Below are 14,176 nucleotides of genomic sequence, written 5' to 3' on the forward strand. Positions count from 1 at the left end.
CGTCCGCTGGATGTCAGCTCGAGGCGGCCGGGCCGATGAAGATGCCCTCGGCCTCGACGGTGACGCCACCCTCGTCCGACAGCGTGCCCAGAACGACGGTCTTGCGCCCCTCGTTGCGGTCTATCCGGGCCTCGGCGCGCAGCGGACCCAGCGGGGTGCCACGGCGGTAACGCAGTGTGAGCGTGCCGGTGAAGCGCGGTTCGACCGAGCTGGCGGTGGTGCCGAGCAGATGGTCGAGTACCAGCGCGCAGACCCCGCCGTGCACCAGTCCGGGCGGGCCCTCGTAGGCGGCGCCGAGGGTGACCTCCGTCCAGTGCAGGCCGGAGTCGTCGGACTCGATGACCAGCGGGGGTGCGATCGCGTTCCGCAATCCGATCCCCGCGTTGCCCCAGGCGATCGACTCGCCGTCGGCGGTGAAGCGCATTCCGAACCCGCCGTCGATCTGCTTCGCGCGCAACTTCGCGGTCGCGGCGGTGACGGCGGCGTGCACCTCGCGGATCACCGCGTCGTCGACCTCGGTGCGGATGGTGGCGTCGACGAGTTCGCGGACCGACTCCGTGAGCGGGCCGTACAGGGCCCGACGCCGGTTGAGCTCGGTGGTGTCGATGTCTTCTCGGGTGAACTTCACCGTGTGATCGTGCAGCAAACGCCCGGCGGTCGCGCGCGAATCCCCGGACGTTCGGCTCGCTCGTGTTGCGGCACACGGGCACCCGGCCTGTGGAACCATGATTTCGTGATCGAAGCCATGGAGAATCTGCCCGACGGCGTCCTGGGCTTTCGGGCGAGCGGCACGGTGACCGCGCGGGACTACCGGGAAGTCCTCGATCCGGCCATCGACGCGAAGATCGCCCAGCACGAGAAGGTCAACCTGGTCTACGTGCTGGGCGAGGACCTGAGCGGCTACAGCGCCGGTGCGCTGTGGCAGGACGCCGAGCTCGACACTCGGCCTCGGCGCAGTTGGGGCCGCATCGCACTGGTCACCGATCACGAGTGGATCGGCAAGGCCGTTCACCTGATCAGTTTCGTGTTCCCCTGTGAGGTGCGCTCGTTCGCGCTCGCAGACGAGTCGGCCGCTCTCGAGTGGGCCGCGCAGGGGCGGTGACCCCCGGCCGAGTCATCGGACCAGCAGCGTCCGGCACTTCTCGAGCAGCTCGGTGCGCAGCGGGGCTGCCCGCTCGGTGAGCGCGGACTGGGCGCGGACGTACTCGGCGCGCCCCGATGCGGTCTCGATCGGCACCGGTTCGTAACCCAGCCCGGCGAGGTCGTAGGGGCTAGCGCGCATGTCCAGCTCGCGAGCGTCCATCGCCAGCTCGAAGCACCGCATCAGCAGGTCCGAGTCGATCAGCGGCACCAGCTTGTAGGCCCACTTGTACAGGTCCATGCCGGCGTGCAGGCAGCCCGGCTGCTCACGCCCGGCCTGGTCCTCACGCCGCAGCTCGGTCTCGTTGCGGCCCACCGCGTCCGGGGTGAAGAACCGGAACGCGTCGTAGTGCGTGCAACGCAGGTTCATCGACTCGACGACCGCGTCCGTGCCGTCCGGCCCGAGCCGCAGCGGGGTGCTCGAATGCCGGACCGCCTGCTCGCCGCCGCGGTAGACCATCGCCCACTCGTGCAGGCCGAAGCAGCCGAGCTGGGCGGGCCGAGCGGCGGTGCCCGTGAGCAGCCGCTCGGTGAACTCGAGCATCGAGCGGCGCTGGGCCAGCAACCGGGGGTCGGCCTCGGCGTCGTCGCCGCACCGGCGATACCCCGAGTAGTCCCAGTACTCGTGCGCCGCGGGCCCGGTCAGTCGCACCCCGTACCCGGGATGCCAGCGTCGCAGTTGGGCCGGGCGCAGGCTGTAGTAGGTGAACAGGAAGTCGATCACCGGATGCTTCTCGCCGCGCGTCTGACGCGACAGGTGCGGGCCGATCAGCGCGTCCACCCACGCCCGGTGCGCGTCCCGGCGGGCGGTCCACTCGTGCTGCGGGAGCACGAGTGGACCGCCCGCGACGGCTTCGTCCGAGACCGTCACGGCGTCCGCTGACCCGGCACCGCGTCGTCGACGCGGTGGGTGGCGTCCCGCACGGTCCCGACGAACTCCTCGACGAGGTCCTCGAGCGCGACGATGCCGACGGTCGTGTCGTCGGCGTCGACCACCGCGCCGAGGTGACTGCTCGCCCGCCGCAGCATGGACAGTGCCTCCTCGAGGGGCATCTGCATCCCCAACTGCGGCAGCGGTCGCACGTCCGAGCGGGGGATCACCGTGTCCGGTCCCGCGGACTCGTCGAGCACCTCGTCGAGCACGTCCTTGAGGTGCAGGTAGCCGACGATCGTGCCGTCCGTCAGGCGCGCCGGGTAACGCGAGTAGCCGGTCTCGGCGACCGCCCGCTCGACGGCGCCGAGAGTGGTGCCGGCATCGGTCATCGGCACGGTGTGCACCTTCGACAGCGGGATCGACACGTCCGCGACCGTGAGGTCGGTGGTGTGCAGCGCCTGGGTGAGGCGGCGGTGTTCCTCCTCGTCGATCAGCCCCTCCGAACGGGACTCGCCGATCATCTCCGCCAGCTCCAGCTCGGACACGGTCGTGTCGAGCTCGTCCTTCGGTTCCACCCGCAGCAGTCGCAGCGTCGAGTTCGCGCACCAGTTGTAGAACGCGATCAGCGGCTTGGCCAGCCTGATGAAGCCGAGGTGGATCGGCACCAGCAGCATCGCGCTGCGCTCCGGACCGGCGATGGCGATGTTCTTCGGGACCATCTCGCCGAGCAGGATGTGCAGCACCACCACCAGCGCGAGCGCGATGGTGAACGCGATCGGATGCAGCAGCGCGTCGGGCACGCCGAACAGGTCGAGCGGCTTCTCGACCAGATGCGCGATCGCAGGTTCGCCGACGCGACCGAGCAGGATCGAACAGATCGTGATGCCGAGCTGGGCGCCCGCCAGCATCAGCGACAGGTGTTCGCCGGCACGGATGACGGTCCGCGCCCGCTTCTTGCCCTGTGCCTCGAGCGCCTCGAGGCGGTCGCGTCGGGCGGAGATCAACGCGAACTCGGCGGCCACGAAGAACGCGTTGCCCGCCAGCAGCAGCACGGCGAGCAGGACCGCGAACAGGTCACTCATGCGAGACCCCCTCGGAGTCGGTCGACTCGGCCGCCCCGTGCCTGCTGATCTGCTCGGCCGGGACCGGGGTCAGGGACACTCGGTCGATGCGCCTGCCGTCCATGCCGGTGACGCGGGCGATCCAGCCGCCGTGCGCGTCCGGCCTGCCGTCGCCGGCGGGGTTCGGCAGCACCACCTCGTCGCCGACCTCGGGGATCCGGCCCAGGTGCGCCAGGACCAGGCCGCCGAGGGTGTCGTACTCGCCGTCCGGCGCGGCGTATCCGGTGGCGCGGCTGACCTCGTCGATGCGCAGCAGACCGGAACAGATCCAGCTGTCGCCACTGCGCTGCACCTCGATCTCCGGGTCGTCGTGCTCGTCGCGGACGTCGCCGACGATCTCCTCGATGAGGTCCTCCATGGTCACCATGCCGGCGGTGCCGCCGTACTCGTCGACCACGAGGGCGACCTGCATGCCGTCGGCGCGGACCTGCTCCATGACCGCGTCGCCGTCCAGGCTGGACGGGACGACGGGCACCTTCTGCGCCAGCGTGATCAGCGGGGTGGTCGCGCGGCCCGCCGTCGGCACCACGAACGCCTGCTTGATGTGCACCACCCCGACCGTGTCGTCCAGGTCGCCGTCGACGACGGGGAACCGGGAGAACCCGGTTCGGGATGCGGCGTCGATGAGATCCGCCACGGTGTCACGGATTTCGAGGGTCTCGATCTTGACGCGGGGCGTCATCAGCTCCTCCGCGCTGCGCTCGCCGAACCGCAGCGAACGGTCCACCAGGAGTGCCGTCGCGGGGTCGAGGGAGCCGCGCCGGGCGCTGTTCCGCACCAACGACCCCAGCTCCTGCGGGGACCGCGCGGACCGCAGTTCCTCGGCGGGTTCGATGCCGAGCCTGCGCACCACCCAGTTGGCAGTTCCGTTGAGCCCGTTGATGGCCCACTTGAACACCGTCGAGAACCCGGCCATGGCGCCCGCGGTGAACCGGGCGGTCCCCAGCGGGTGCGCGATCGCCAGGTTCTTCGGGACGAGTTCGCCGAAGACCATCGACAGCGAGGTCGCGATGATCAGCGCGGCGGCGAGCGAGATGCCCGCGGCTACCGACTCGCTGACGTTCATCGCGGTGAGGACGGGGGTGATGAACCGGGCCAGCACCGGCTCGGCGATGTAACCGGTGATCAGGGTGGTGATGGTGATGCCCAGCTGGGCGCCCGAGAGCTGGAAGGACAGGGTGCGGTGGGCGTGCTGGACCTGCCGGGAGCGGAGGTCGCCGTCGCGCGCGTGCGCGTCGACGGTGCTGCGTTCGAGGGCGGTCAGCGAGAACTCGGCCGCGACGAAGAGCGCGGTGCCCGCGGTCAGGGCGAGGAAGCCGAGGAGGCTCACGACGGTCAATGCGATCTGCATCGTCTATCGCCCCCGGCTCGGGGTTCGAGATGGGATGGGGTGGAAGTCGTGTGGAACGCCGCCGGGTTTGTCACCCGGCTCGGTAGAGGAGCCCTCCGATGCGGAGGCCCCGTCGCCGGAATCGGCGTCGCCGGATTGCGCGGAGGCGGGGGGCTCGTGTGTGGGTGCCTCTGGCACCTTGTTCCTTCCTGTCGTGCCCGGTGGGGACGGATCGGGGTTTGATCCGTCCCGGCCGCCCCGCGGGCCTCGGACGTCCGGAGAATACGGACGAACCGAGGCCGCGGACAGGTACGGCAAACCGGGCGCACTGCTGCGTCGAGAGCATCATTCTACCGGCAGCGGGAGGAATGTCCGGTGATGCGACGGGCCCCGTGTGCGTTCGACCCCGGTGACGACGCGGTCACCAACCGGCAGGCAGCGGCCGGCCTTCCGCGAATCCGGCCGCGGACTGCACCCCGAGCACGGCCTTGTCCCGCAACTCCTCGATGTTCCGGGCACCGGCGTACGTGCAGGTGCTGCGCACGCCCGAGCAGATGTGGTCGATGAGGTCCTCGACTCCGGGCCGGACCGGGTCCAACCGCATCCGCGAGCTCGAGATGCCCTCCTCGAACAGTCCCTTGCGGGCCCGGTCGAAGGCGTTGTCGGTGGCGGTGCGCGCGGCGACCGCCCGCTTCGAGGCCATGCCGAAGCTCTCCTTGTAGGCATTGCCGGCCTGGTCGAAGCGCAGATCGCCGGGGGACTCGTGAGTGCCGGCGAACCAGGAGCCGATCATCACGTTCGACGCGCCCGCGGCGAGCGCCAGCGCCACGTCGCGCGGGTGCCGGACGCCGCCGTCGGCCCACACGTGGGCGCCGAGTTCGCGGGCCGCGGCGGAGCACTCGGCGACCGCGGAGAACTGCGGGCGCCCGACGCCGGTCATCATCCGGGTGGTGCACATGGCGCCGGGCCCGACGCCGACCTTGACGATGCTCGCGCCCGCCGCGATCAGGTCCCGGGCACCGGCCGCGGACACGACGTTGCCGGCCGCGATCGGGACCCCGAGGTCGAGCGCGGCGACGGCGGACAGCGCCTCGAGCATCTTCTGCTGGTGGCCGTGCGCGGTGTCCATCACGAGCACGTCGGCGCCGGCCTCGACCAGGGCGGTCGCCTTGGCGGCGACGTCGCCGTTGATGCCGACGGCGGCCGCGACCCGGAGCCTGCCGTTCGCGTCGAGCGCCGGTTCGTAGATGCCCGCCCGGATCGCACCGGTGCGGGTGAGGACGCCGGCGAGGGTGCCGTCGTCCTCGACGATCACCGCGAGGGGATCGTGCCGGGACTCGAGCAGCTCGAACACCTCGCGGGGGGACGCGGAGACCGGGGCGGTCGCGAAGTCCGACACAGCGACGGCGCTGAGGCGGGTGAACCGGTCGACATCGGCGCAGGCCGCCTCGGTGACGACCCCGACCGGGCGGTTGTCCACGACCACGACCACGGCGCCGTGCGCCCGCTTGGGCAGCAGCGCAAGCGCGTCCGAGACGGAGTCGTCGGGGCCGAGGGTGACGGGAGTGTCGGCGACCAGGTGCCTGCCCTTGACCCAGGACACGGTCTCGGCGACCGCGGCCGCAGGCACGTCCTGCGGGATCACCACGATGCCGCCGCGTCGGGCGACCGTCTCCGCCATCCGACGACCCGCGACGGCGGTCATGTTGGCGACCACGATGGGGATGGTGGTCCCGGACCCGTCGACGGTCGCGAGGTCGACATCGAACCGAGACGTGACCTCGGTCCGGTTCGGTACCAGGAACACGTCGTCGTAGGTCAGGTCGTAGGGCGGCTGTTGATTGTCTAGGAAGCGCACGTGCTACGAGACTACCGGGTCCGGTGCGGGTTTGCCGTCGCTGGCGTTGGCCTGGGCGCGGGAGAGTTCCACCGTGGTCGCGATCATCACGATCACCGCGACCACGATCACGGTGATGCCGGGCCCGGCGACGCGCAGCCGCTCGCCGAGGACGGTGAACCCGAGGAAGGCCGCGACCAGAGGCTCACCGATGGTGATCGCGGGCAGCGACGCGGCGAGTGACCCGGCGTGAAAGGCGAGCTGTTGCAGGTAGAAACCGCCGATTCCCGCCACGATCAGCGCCCAGGTGACCCAGTTGCCGAGCACCGCGCCGGGGCCGTGTTCGAAGGTCGCGATCACCGGTTTGGTCATCGCGACCGCGACGCCGTACAGCGCGCCACTGGCGAAACCGAGGAGCAGTGCCCGCGGACCGGCGCCGATCCGCGCGGTGCTCGCCGCGATCGCGGCGACGCACAACACGGCCAGGACTGTGAGCGGAATCACCCACTGCCGTGCTGTCGCCGAGTCGTCACCCGCGGTCGGGTCGCCGACGATGAGGAAAACCGCGAGCGAGATTGCGAGTGCGATCGCGGTGGCCCAGGTACGTCCGGTCATCCGGGTACCGGAGAACCGCGCGGACAGTGGCAGCGCGAACAACAGGGTGCTGACGATGAGCGGCTGTACGACCAGCACCGAGCCGATTCCGAGTGCGGCCGCCTGGAATCCGTACCCGCCGACGTCGCCGAGCAGTCCGGCCCACCAACGGGGGCTGCGGATCAGCTCGCTCAGCAGTGCGTCGTCGTCGGCGACCCCGGCCGCCGCGTCCTGCTGGAACACCGAGCCGACGGCGAACAGGAGCGCCCCGACGAGTGCGAGCACGACGGAGAGCACGGGCAGGTCCATGCCGGTCAGCTTCCTCCTCGACGCCGCCCGCCGCTCGTTCCCGCGCCGCGGCCGCCGCGCACCGTCGTCGATCCGGGTCGCTTGCGCCGGTCGCCGTGCCTGGCAGGCTTCGTCGCCCGTGCCGGTTCGGGGGCGGCTGGGGCGGGGACCGGGATCCCGCTCGGCGTGCGTGCGCCGGTCAGCGCGGTCAGCCGGGGATGCCCGGGGCGCACGTCGACGCCGACCAGGTCCACGCCCGCCTTGCGGGTCAGTGCCGCGACCTCCTCGCGCTGGTCCTCGGTCACCAGCGTGACCACGGTCCCGGTCTCGCCGGCGCGGGCCGTGCGGCCCGCGCGGTGCAGGTAGTCCTTGGGGTCGGCGGGCGGGTCCACGTGCACCACGAGGGAAATGTCGTCGACGTGGATACCGCGCGCCGCGACGTCCGTCGCGACGAGCACCGGCGTCTCGCCCGAGCTGAACGCCGAGAGAGCGTGGGTACGGTAGTTCTGCGACTTGCCGCCGTGCAGTGCGCCCGCGGCGACTCCGACCGCGCGCAACTGCGCGACCACCCGGTCCACACCGTGCTGGGTGCGCGCGAACATGATCGTCCGTCCGGGTCGCGAGGCGATCTCCGCGACGACGGCCGGCTTGTCGGCGCGCGAGACGAAGAGCATGTGGTGCGCGGTGCCCTCGACGACGGCGGCCGCGCCGGTCGTCGCGTGCGTCACCGGGTCACGCAGGTACGTGCGAACGAGGGTGTCGACGTCGCCGTCGAGGGTGGCCGAGAAGAGGAGCCGCTGGCCGGCTGCCGGGGTTCGGTCGAGCAGCGTGGTCACCTGGGGGAGGAAACCGATCGCGGCCATGTGGTCGGCCTCGTCGATCGTCGTCACGCGTATGTCGGCGAGGGAGACGGCGCCCTGGTCGATCAGGTCGGCGAGGCGTCCCGGCGTCGCGACGAGCAGGTCCACCCCGCGAGCGAGGCGCTGCGCCTGATTCTTGGTGGGTACCCCGCCGTAGACGACGGCGACGCGAAGTCCCAGCGAGAGGGCGGACTCGTCGAGGGCCCGTTCGATCTGTGCCGCAAGCTCTCGCGTCGGTGCGAGCACCAGTCCGCGCGGACGTTTCGGCACGCTCGGTGCCCCCGCCAGGCGGACGAGCATCGGCAGTCCGAAGGCCAGGGTCTTGCCGGACCCGGTGGGGCCGCGGCCGAGCACGTCCCGCCCGGCGAGGATGTCGGGAATCACTGCGGCCTGGATCGGGAAGGGGGCGGTGATCTTCTCCCGGTTCAGTGACTGGACAAGCGTCGGCGGCAGCCCGAGTGCCGCGAAGGTGGGCCCGGTCGTGGCGGGAATGGACATGACGCGGTTGCCTCCGATGATCGCCGCCGAGAGTGAGGGACGGGTCGGCGCAGGTCGACACTACCCGGAATCGCGGACGGTTCCGCTCCTCGCGACGCCCCGGACCGGGTGTGCTCCATTCCTGTCGGTGGTCGGGCGCACCATGGCGATTCGAACATTCATTCGACATGGGGGGACGTATGTGCGAGATCTGTGACGGTATGACGCCGGAGCGTGCGCGGCGACGGTTGCTGCGCACGATCGACCGGTGCGGGTGGGCGCTGCAGTACGTGGAGTCCGCCGTCGACGACCAGGGTATCCACCCGGCCTTCTGCTACACGGTCGGCCTGACCGAGGTCGACTGTCCGGAGGTGGTGGTCACGGGGCGGGTCGCAGACCAGTCGGCGGCGGTCCTCAACGAACTCGGCGAACGACTCTGGGGCGGTGACCCGCTCAGACCGGGGGAGCGGATCTTCGCCGGCGGGCTCGACCTCTTCCTGGTCGAGGTTCGTGAGTGCGAATCCTGGCTGCTCGGTGCCGTCGGACTGTACGGACAGGGGCAGGTGAGCGCGCTCCAGGCGGTGTGGGCGGACTGTCAGGGGAAGTTGCCGTGGGAGGGTCCTGCCGGATCGACGATCGTGCAGCCGCTGCTAGGCCCCCCGCCGGGCGGCCGGGTCGTGTGCTGAATTTCGCGAGGCCACGGCGTTTGAGCAGTAATAATGTCATAATCCGGCTTATCGGCATTTGAATCCGGTCGGCTCCGCATCGAACCTGCGGTTTCACGACCGCATCGAGGGGAGGGGTCCATCCCGAACGGGACCCGGCGCCGGCGGTGACGTGTCGAGCACGTCACCGCCGGGGGAGCTACGCCTCGATCTCGGAGCGGTCGCCACTCCAGAGGGTGTGGAACTTGCCGGGACGGTCGATGCGCTCGTAGGTGTGCGCACCGAAGTAGTCACGCTGGCCCTGGGTCAGCGCGGCGGGCAGGCGCTCGGCGCGCAGGCCGTCGTAGTAGGAGAGGGAGGAGGCGAACCCGGGGACCGGGATGCCCAGCATCGTCGCGGTCGCCACGACCCGCCGCCAGCTGTCGATACCCGTCTCGATGGCCTCACGGAAGTACGGCGCCAACACGAGGCTCGGCAGCTCCGGGTTCTCGTCGTACGCCTCCTTGATGCGGTTGAGGAACTGGGCCCGGATGATGCAGCCGCCGCGCCAGATGGTGGCGAGGTCGGCGGGCTTCAGATCCCAGTTGTACTCGACGCTGCCGGCCTTGATCTGGTCGAAGCCCTGGGCGTACGCGATGATCTTCGACGCGTACAGCGCCGCGCGGATGTCCTCGGTGAACTGTGCGATGTCGCCGGGCTTGTCGCCGAGGGCGCCGGACGCGAGACCGACCGCGGCCTTGCGCTGCTCGCGGGATCCGGACAGCGCGCGGGCGAAGACCGCCTCGGCGATGCCGGTCACCGGCACACCGAGGTCGAGCGCGGACTTGACCGTCCAGCGGCCCGTGCCCTTCTGCTCGGCGGCATCGACGATGACGTCCACGAGGGCCTGACCCGTCGCGGCGTCCTTCTGCCGCAGCACCTCGGCGGTGATCTCGATCAGGTAGGACTCGAGCGTGCCGGCGTTCCACTCGGTGAACACGTCGGCGATCTGTCCGGCGTCCAGTCCGAGCGCGTCGCGGAAGAGGTGGTACGCCTCGCCGATCAACTGCATGTCGGCGTACTCGATGCCGTTGTGCACCATCTTCACGAAGTGGCCCGAGCCGTCGGGGCCGATGTGGGTGCAGCACGGGGTGCCGTCGACCACCGCAGCGACCGACTCGAGGAGGGGACCGAGTGCCGCGTAGGACTCCTTCGGCCCGCCCGGCATGATCGACGGGCCGTTGAGTGCGCCCTCCTCGCCGCCGGAGATGCCGGCGCCGACGAAGTGCAGCCCGCGCTCACGCAGCGCGGCCTCGCGCCGAATCGTGTCCGTGTACAACGCATTTCCGCCGTCGATGATGATGTCGCCCGGCTCCATCGCCGCGGCGAGTTCCTCGATCACCGCGTCGGTGGCCTCGCCCGCCTTGACCATGATGAGGACGCGGCGCGGCTTCTGCAGCGCACCCACGAACTCCTCGACGGTCTCGGTGCGGACGAAGTCGCCCTCGGCGCCGTGCTCGGCGATCAGGGCGTCGGTCTTGGCGACGCTGCGGTTGTGCAGGGCGACCGTGTGGCCGCGACGGGCGAAGTTGCGGGCGATGTTCGAGCCCATGACGGCGAGTCCGGTGACTCCGATCTGAGCCCGCGCTGGGGCAGAGGTGTTGTCGGTCATGCCCTACACCTTTCCCTGCGCGCCGAGGGAACGAAAGTTCAGGTCTCGCAACCTGGACTCGTCAGGCCCGTAGACGACGATGCCGCCGCCTGCACAGGCAGGCGGCGGCATCGGGTCGGTCCGTGGTTACGGGTGCGGCAGAGGGTCAGCGACCGCGCTGCGGCCCGTCGAACCCGTCGTAGGCGCGGCGCTCGGTACGGCTACGGAACCCGCCGGATCCACCGGTGGAGCCGGCACGGTCGGAGCGCTGGGGGCGGTCGCCGTAGGAGCGGTTCTCGTTCGATCCGCGGTAGCCGCCCTCGGTGCGCTGGGGGCGATCTCCGCGGTAGCCACCCTCGGACCGTTGGGGGCGATCCCCGCGGTAGCCGCCCTCGCTGCGCTGGGGGCGGTCGCCGTAGGAGCGGTTCTCGTTCGATCCGCGGTAGCCGCCCTCGCTGCGCTGGGGGCGGTCGCGGTAGGGACGGCTCTCGCTGGAGCGCTGGTATCCACCCTCGGTGCGCTGGGGGCGATCCCCGCGGTAGCCACCCTCGGTGCGTTGGGGGCGGTCGCCGCGGTAGCCGCCCTCGGTGCGTTGGGGGCGGTCGCCGCGGTAGCCGCCCTCGCTGCGCTGGGGCCGGTCACCGTAGGAGCGGCTGTCGTTGGAGCGGTTCTCGTTCGAGCGCTGGTAGCCGCCGTCACGCTGGGGGCGGTCGCCGTAGGAGCGGTTCTCGTTCGATCCGCGGTAGCCGCCCTCGCTGCGCTGCGGCCGGTCCCCGCGCGGTCCGGACTGTCCGCGGTACCCACCGCCGTCACGGCGCGGACGGTCGAAGCCGCCGTCGCGACGCGGACGATCGTTGTAGGACCGTTCGCCGCGGGAGGGCTGCTCGCGCACCGGCTCACCGCTCGGCGCCTTCGCGCCGGTGATGGTCGCGAGCTCCTCGGAACCGGGAGTCACGTTGACGGCGGTCGCGTCGACACCCGCCATGCCGGTCAGCTTGCGGACCAGGCGACGCTGGTTCGGCAGCACGATCGCGACGACCGTGCCCTTCTCGCCCGCGCGGGCGGTGCGGCCGGCGCGGTGCAGGTAGTCCTTGTGGTCGGCGGGCGGGTCCACGTGCACGACCAGGTCGATACCGTCGACGTGGATGCCGCGGGCGGCGACGTCGGTGGCGACGAGCACCGGGGTGCGACCGTTCTTGAACCGCTCGAGCACCCGGGTGCGCTGGTTCTGCGCCTTGCCGCCGTGCAGCGCCTCGGCCGGAATGCCCACGGCGCGAAGACGATCGGTGATGCCCTCGCAGCCGAGCTTGGTGCGGGCGAACATGATGGTCCGGCCGTCGCGTGCGCCGATCTCGGCGAGCACGACATCCTTCTGGCCGCGCTCGACGAGCAGCACGTAGTGCTCCATCGTGTCCACGCTCGCGCGGCCGTCCTCGGTGGAGTGCTGGACGTGGTCGGGCAGGAACTGGCGCACGAGCGACTGCACCTCGCGGTCCAGGGTCGCCGAGAACAGCAGGCGCTGGCCGTCGGGGCGGGTCGCGTCGAGGATGGAACGAACCTCCGGGAGGAAGCCCATGTCGGCCATCTGGTCGGCCTCGTCGAGCGCGGTGATCTCGATGTCGTCGAGCACGCAGGTGCCCTGCCGCAGGTGGTCGCCGAGGCGGCCGGGGGTGGCCACGAGGATGTCGACGCCCCGACGCAGCTGCTCGACCTGCTTGGTGAAGGGCATGCCGCCGACGGCGGCGCGCACGTTCACCCCGACCGAGGACGCGTAGGGGAACAGCGAGTCGACGACCTGGACGGCGAGCTCGCGGGTCGGCACCAGGACCAGCGCGCGCGGGCGCTTGGGTGCCGGCCGGTCCTCGTGCTGCGCCAGACGCGCGAGCATCGGCAGGCCGAAGGCGAGGGTCTTGCCGGAGCCGGTCTGGGCGCGGCCGAGCACGTTGCGGCCCGCGATCGCGTCGGGCACCGACATCGCCTGGATCGGCGAGGGGACGGTGATGCCGTTGCGGGAGAGCGCGGCGACGACGGGCGCGGGCAGGCCGATCTCGGCGAAGGTGACGGTCGCCTCGGTCGCCGGGGCGGCATCGGTTGCGGCGTTCGGTTCCTCGGGGGACACGGGGGCAGCAGAAGACATGTGGACAGCGTTGGTCACGCGGAATTACCTCTCCGGACGTCGGGCGCGTCGCGGAGCGCGAGCTGTCATGCAGCACGCAAAGAGACGAGCCAGGGCACGTGATGCCTGCGGATCGGCGCCGACTGAGGCGCCGCACGGCGGGCAGAGATGTGCCTGAAAATGAGTATCGATCGATTCGGACCGCGATTGCGGCCGTCGTTCAGTGTACGCGAGCCGTTAGACAACCTCACGTCAGGCGGGTGTGACCCCGGTGACTGTCGACTCAGCCGTGGAACAGACGGTTCAGCTCCACCAGCCACGGCACCGCGACCGCGACCGTCGGCACCACGAGGATCGTCACCGAGGTGAGGTAGGCCGCCGCGGCGACCGGGACCGCGCTGCCGGTCGCCGACAGCCGCTGGATCCGGGTGAGGGTGTGCGGCCCGCCCGCGGCGAGCGCCCCCATCGGAGCGCTGGATCCGGCGCACGCGACCAGTGCGCGGGCGAGTGGGGTGGGACCGGTGACCTTCACGGCGGCGTCGTCGGCGAGCATCTCGACGAGCAGTTGCACGGACCCGAGCGCGGACTTGCTGCGCGCCACCATCGGGAAGGCCTGGTTCACCGCGGTGAAGGCCTCGAGCACCAGATCGTGGCGAGCCCGCAGGTGCGAGCGTTCGTGCATCAGGATCGCCTTGACCTCGGGCCGGCTGAGGCTGGACAGGGTGCCCTCGCTCAGGACCACCCGCTGGCGGAGGCCGGGCAGGCAGTAGGCGATGGGTTCCTCCGCCTCGAGAACCCGCAGGTTCGAGTTCCGGCTGCGGGTCGGCTCGCGACGATCGAGCAGGTCCACGAGCATGCGGTGCCGGGCCCGTCGACGACGGGTCCGCACGGCGACGGTGGCGATCGAGAACATCAGCTTCGCGCCGATGAGGAGGGTGATGGCGAACACGACGACGTACGCGGTCCACAGCGGCAGGCCGAGCGCGTCGATCTCCGCCAGCGGGGCCGTCGTCGGCCTTCCGTCGTTGCCGGGGACGAGCAACTGGGTCGCGATCGCCAGCCCGGAACTGAATGCGGAGAGCACCGCCGCGATCGCGATCGCCTGCCACAGCACCAGCGCGGCGCCGGGCGCGCGGTAGGGCCAGGTGGCGCGGGCGAGGACCGCGGGCACCGGACCTGCGAGGAGCAGGGCCATCAGAGCGAAGGCCAGTGCGGTGGTGGGGTTCATGGCCTACCCATCATGC

Annotated in this window: 12 protein-coding genes; 2 read left to right on the forward strand and 10 right to left on the reverse strand. The window is 71.0% G+C overall.

Annotated elements, in window-relative coordinates:
• Positions 1-13: 13 nt before the first annotated feature.
• On the reverse strand, positions 14-628 hold the full coding sequence (locus ACFVH2_RS16100; protein ID WP_378428153.1) for a PaaI family thioesterase: 615 nt from the start codon (positions 626-628) through the stop codon (positions 14-16).
• 105 nt (positions 629-733) lie between these two features.
• Between ACFVH2_RS16100 and ACFVH2_RS16105 the strand changes: the two genes are divergently transcribed.
• Positions 734-1,102, forward strand: coding sequence for an STAS/SEC14 domain-containing protein (locus tag ACFVH2_RS16105; RefSeq protein ID WP_378428151.1), 369 nt, complete (start codon positions 734-736; stop codon positions 1,100-1,102).
• Positions 1,103-1,114: 12 nt separating this feature from the next.
• Here the strand turns inward: ACFVH2_RS16105 and ACFVH2_RS16110 are convergent, their stop codons facing one another.
• From ACFVH2_RS16110 to ACFVH2_RS16135, 6 genes are all read right to left on the reverse strand, one after another.
• Positions 1,115-2,011: a 3-methyladenine DNA glycosylase gene (locus tag ACFVH2_RS16110; RefSeq protein ID WP_378475712.1), complete on the reverse strand. Its 897-nt coding sequence runs from the start codon at positions 2,009-2,011 to the stop codon at positions 1,115-1,117.
• Positions 2,008-3,096: a hemolysin family protein gene (locus tag ACFVH2_RS16115; protein WP_378426446.1), complete on the reverse strand. Its 1,089-nt coding sequence runs from the start codon at positions 3,094-3,096 to the stop codon at positions 2,008-2,010. Before ACFVH2_RS16115 ends, ACFVH2_RS16110 begins: the two co-directional genes overlap by 4 nt.
• Complete coding sequence (locus tag ACFVH2_RS16120) at positions 3,089-4,486, reverse strand: hemolysin family protein (RefSeq protein ID WP_378426448.1); 1,398 nt, start codon at positions 4,484-4,486, stop codon at positions 3,089-3,091. The genes ACFVH2_RS16115 and ACFVH2_RS16120 overlap by 8 nt, the downstream gene beginning before the upstream one ends.
• Before the next feature lie 400 nt (positions 4,487-4,886).
• Complete coding sequence (locus ACFVH2_RS16125) at positions 4,887-6,323, reverse strand: GuaB1 family IMP dehydrogenase-related protein (RefSeq protein ID WP_378426450.1); 1,437 nt, start codon at positions 6,321-6,323, stop codon at positions 4,887-4,889.
• A gap of 3 nt (positions 6,324-6,326) precedes the next feature.
• Entirely contained in the window at positions 6,327-7,205 is an 879-nt protein-coding gene (locus ACFVH2_RS16130) for a DMT family transporter (RefSeq protein ID WP_378426452.1), read from the reverse strand.
• Positions 7,206-7,210: 5 nt separating this feature from the next.
• Positions 7,211-8,542: a DEAD/DEAH box helicase gene (locus ACFVH2_RS16135; protein WP_378426454.1), complete on the reverse strand. Its 1,332-nt coding sequence runs from the start codon at positions 8,540-8,542 to the stop codon at positions 7,211-7,213.
• Between the two features lie 200 nt (positions 8,543-8,742).
• Between ACFVH2_RS16135 and ACFVH2_RS16140 the strand changes: the two genes are divergently transcribed.
• Positions 8,743-9,207, forward strand: a complete 465-nt coding sequence (locus tag ACFVH2_RS16140) for a DUF4262 domain-containing protein (RefSeq protein WP_378426456.1) — start codon at positions 8,743-8,745, stop codon at positions 9,205-9,207.
• Positions 9,208-9,385: 178 nt separating this feature from the next.
• Here ACFVH2_RS16140 and gndA read toward each other — a convergent pair whose 3' ends face one another.
• The 3 genes from gndA to ACFVH2_RS16155 form a co-directional block, all read right to left on the reverse strand.
• On the reverse strand, positions 9,386-10,837 hold the full coding sequence (gene gndA, locus ACFVH2_RS16145) for an NADP-dependent phosphogluconate dehydrogenase (protein ID WP_378426457.1): 1,452 nt from the start codon (positions 10,835-10,837) through the stop codon (positions 9,386-9,388).
• A gap of 145 nt (positions 10,838-10,982) precedes the next feature.
• Positions 10,983-12,971, reverse strand: coding sequence for a DEAD/DEAH box helicase (locus ACFVH2_RS16150; protein ID WP_378426459.1), 1,989 nt, complete (start codon positions 12,969-12,971; stop codon positions 10,983-10,985).
• A 244-nt stretch (positions 12,972-13,215) separates the two neighbouring features.
• A complete protein-coding gene (locus ACFVH2_RS16155) occupies positions 13,216-14,160 on the reverse strand; it encodes a M56 family metallopeptidase (RefSeq protein WP_378426461.1) in 945 nt (314 codons plus the stop codon).
• Between the last annotated feature and the right edge of the window lie 16 nt (positions 14,161-14,176).

The organism is Rhodococcus sp. NPDC127527, from assembly GCF_042672245.1.
GTDB lineage: Bacteria > Actinomycetota > Actinomycetes > Mycobacteriales > Mycobacteriaceae > Rhodococcus_G.

Coding starts and splice junctions, on each gene's coding strand:
- ACFVH2_RS16155 (WP_378426461.1), bottom strand. CDS start 14,160: ATGAACCCCACCACCGCACTGGCCTTCGCTCTGATGGCCCTGCTCCTC.
- ACFVH2_RS16120 (WP_378426448.1), bottom strand. CDS start 4,486: ATGCAGATCGCATTGACCGTCGTGAGCCTCCTCGGCTTCCTCGCCCTG.
- gndA (WP_378426457.1), bottom strand. CDS start 10,837: ATGACCGACAACACCTCTGCCCCAGCGCGGGCTCAGATCGGAGTCACC.
- ACFVH2_RS16115 (WP_378426446.1), bottom strand. CDS start 3,096: ATGAGTGACCTGTTCGCGGTCCTGCTCGCCGTGCTGCTGCTGGCGGGC.
- ACFVH2_RS16130 (WP_378426452.1), bottom strand. CDS start 7,205: ATGGACCTGCCCGTGCTCTCCGTCGTGCTCGCACTCGTCGGGGCGCTC.
- ACFVH2_RS16135 (WP_378426454.1), bottom strand. CDS start 8,542: ATGTCCATTCCCGCCACGACCGGGCCCACCTTCGCGGCACTCGGGCTG.
- ACFVH2_RS16140 (WP_378426456.1), top strand. CDS start 8,743: ATGACGCCGGAGCGTGCGCGGCGACGGTTGCTGCGCACGATCGACCGG.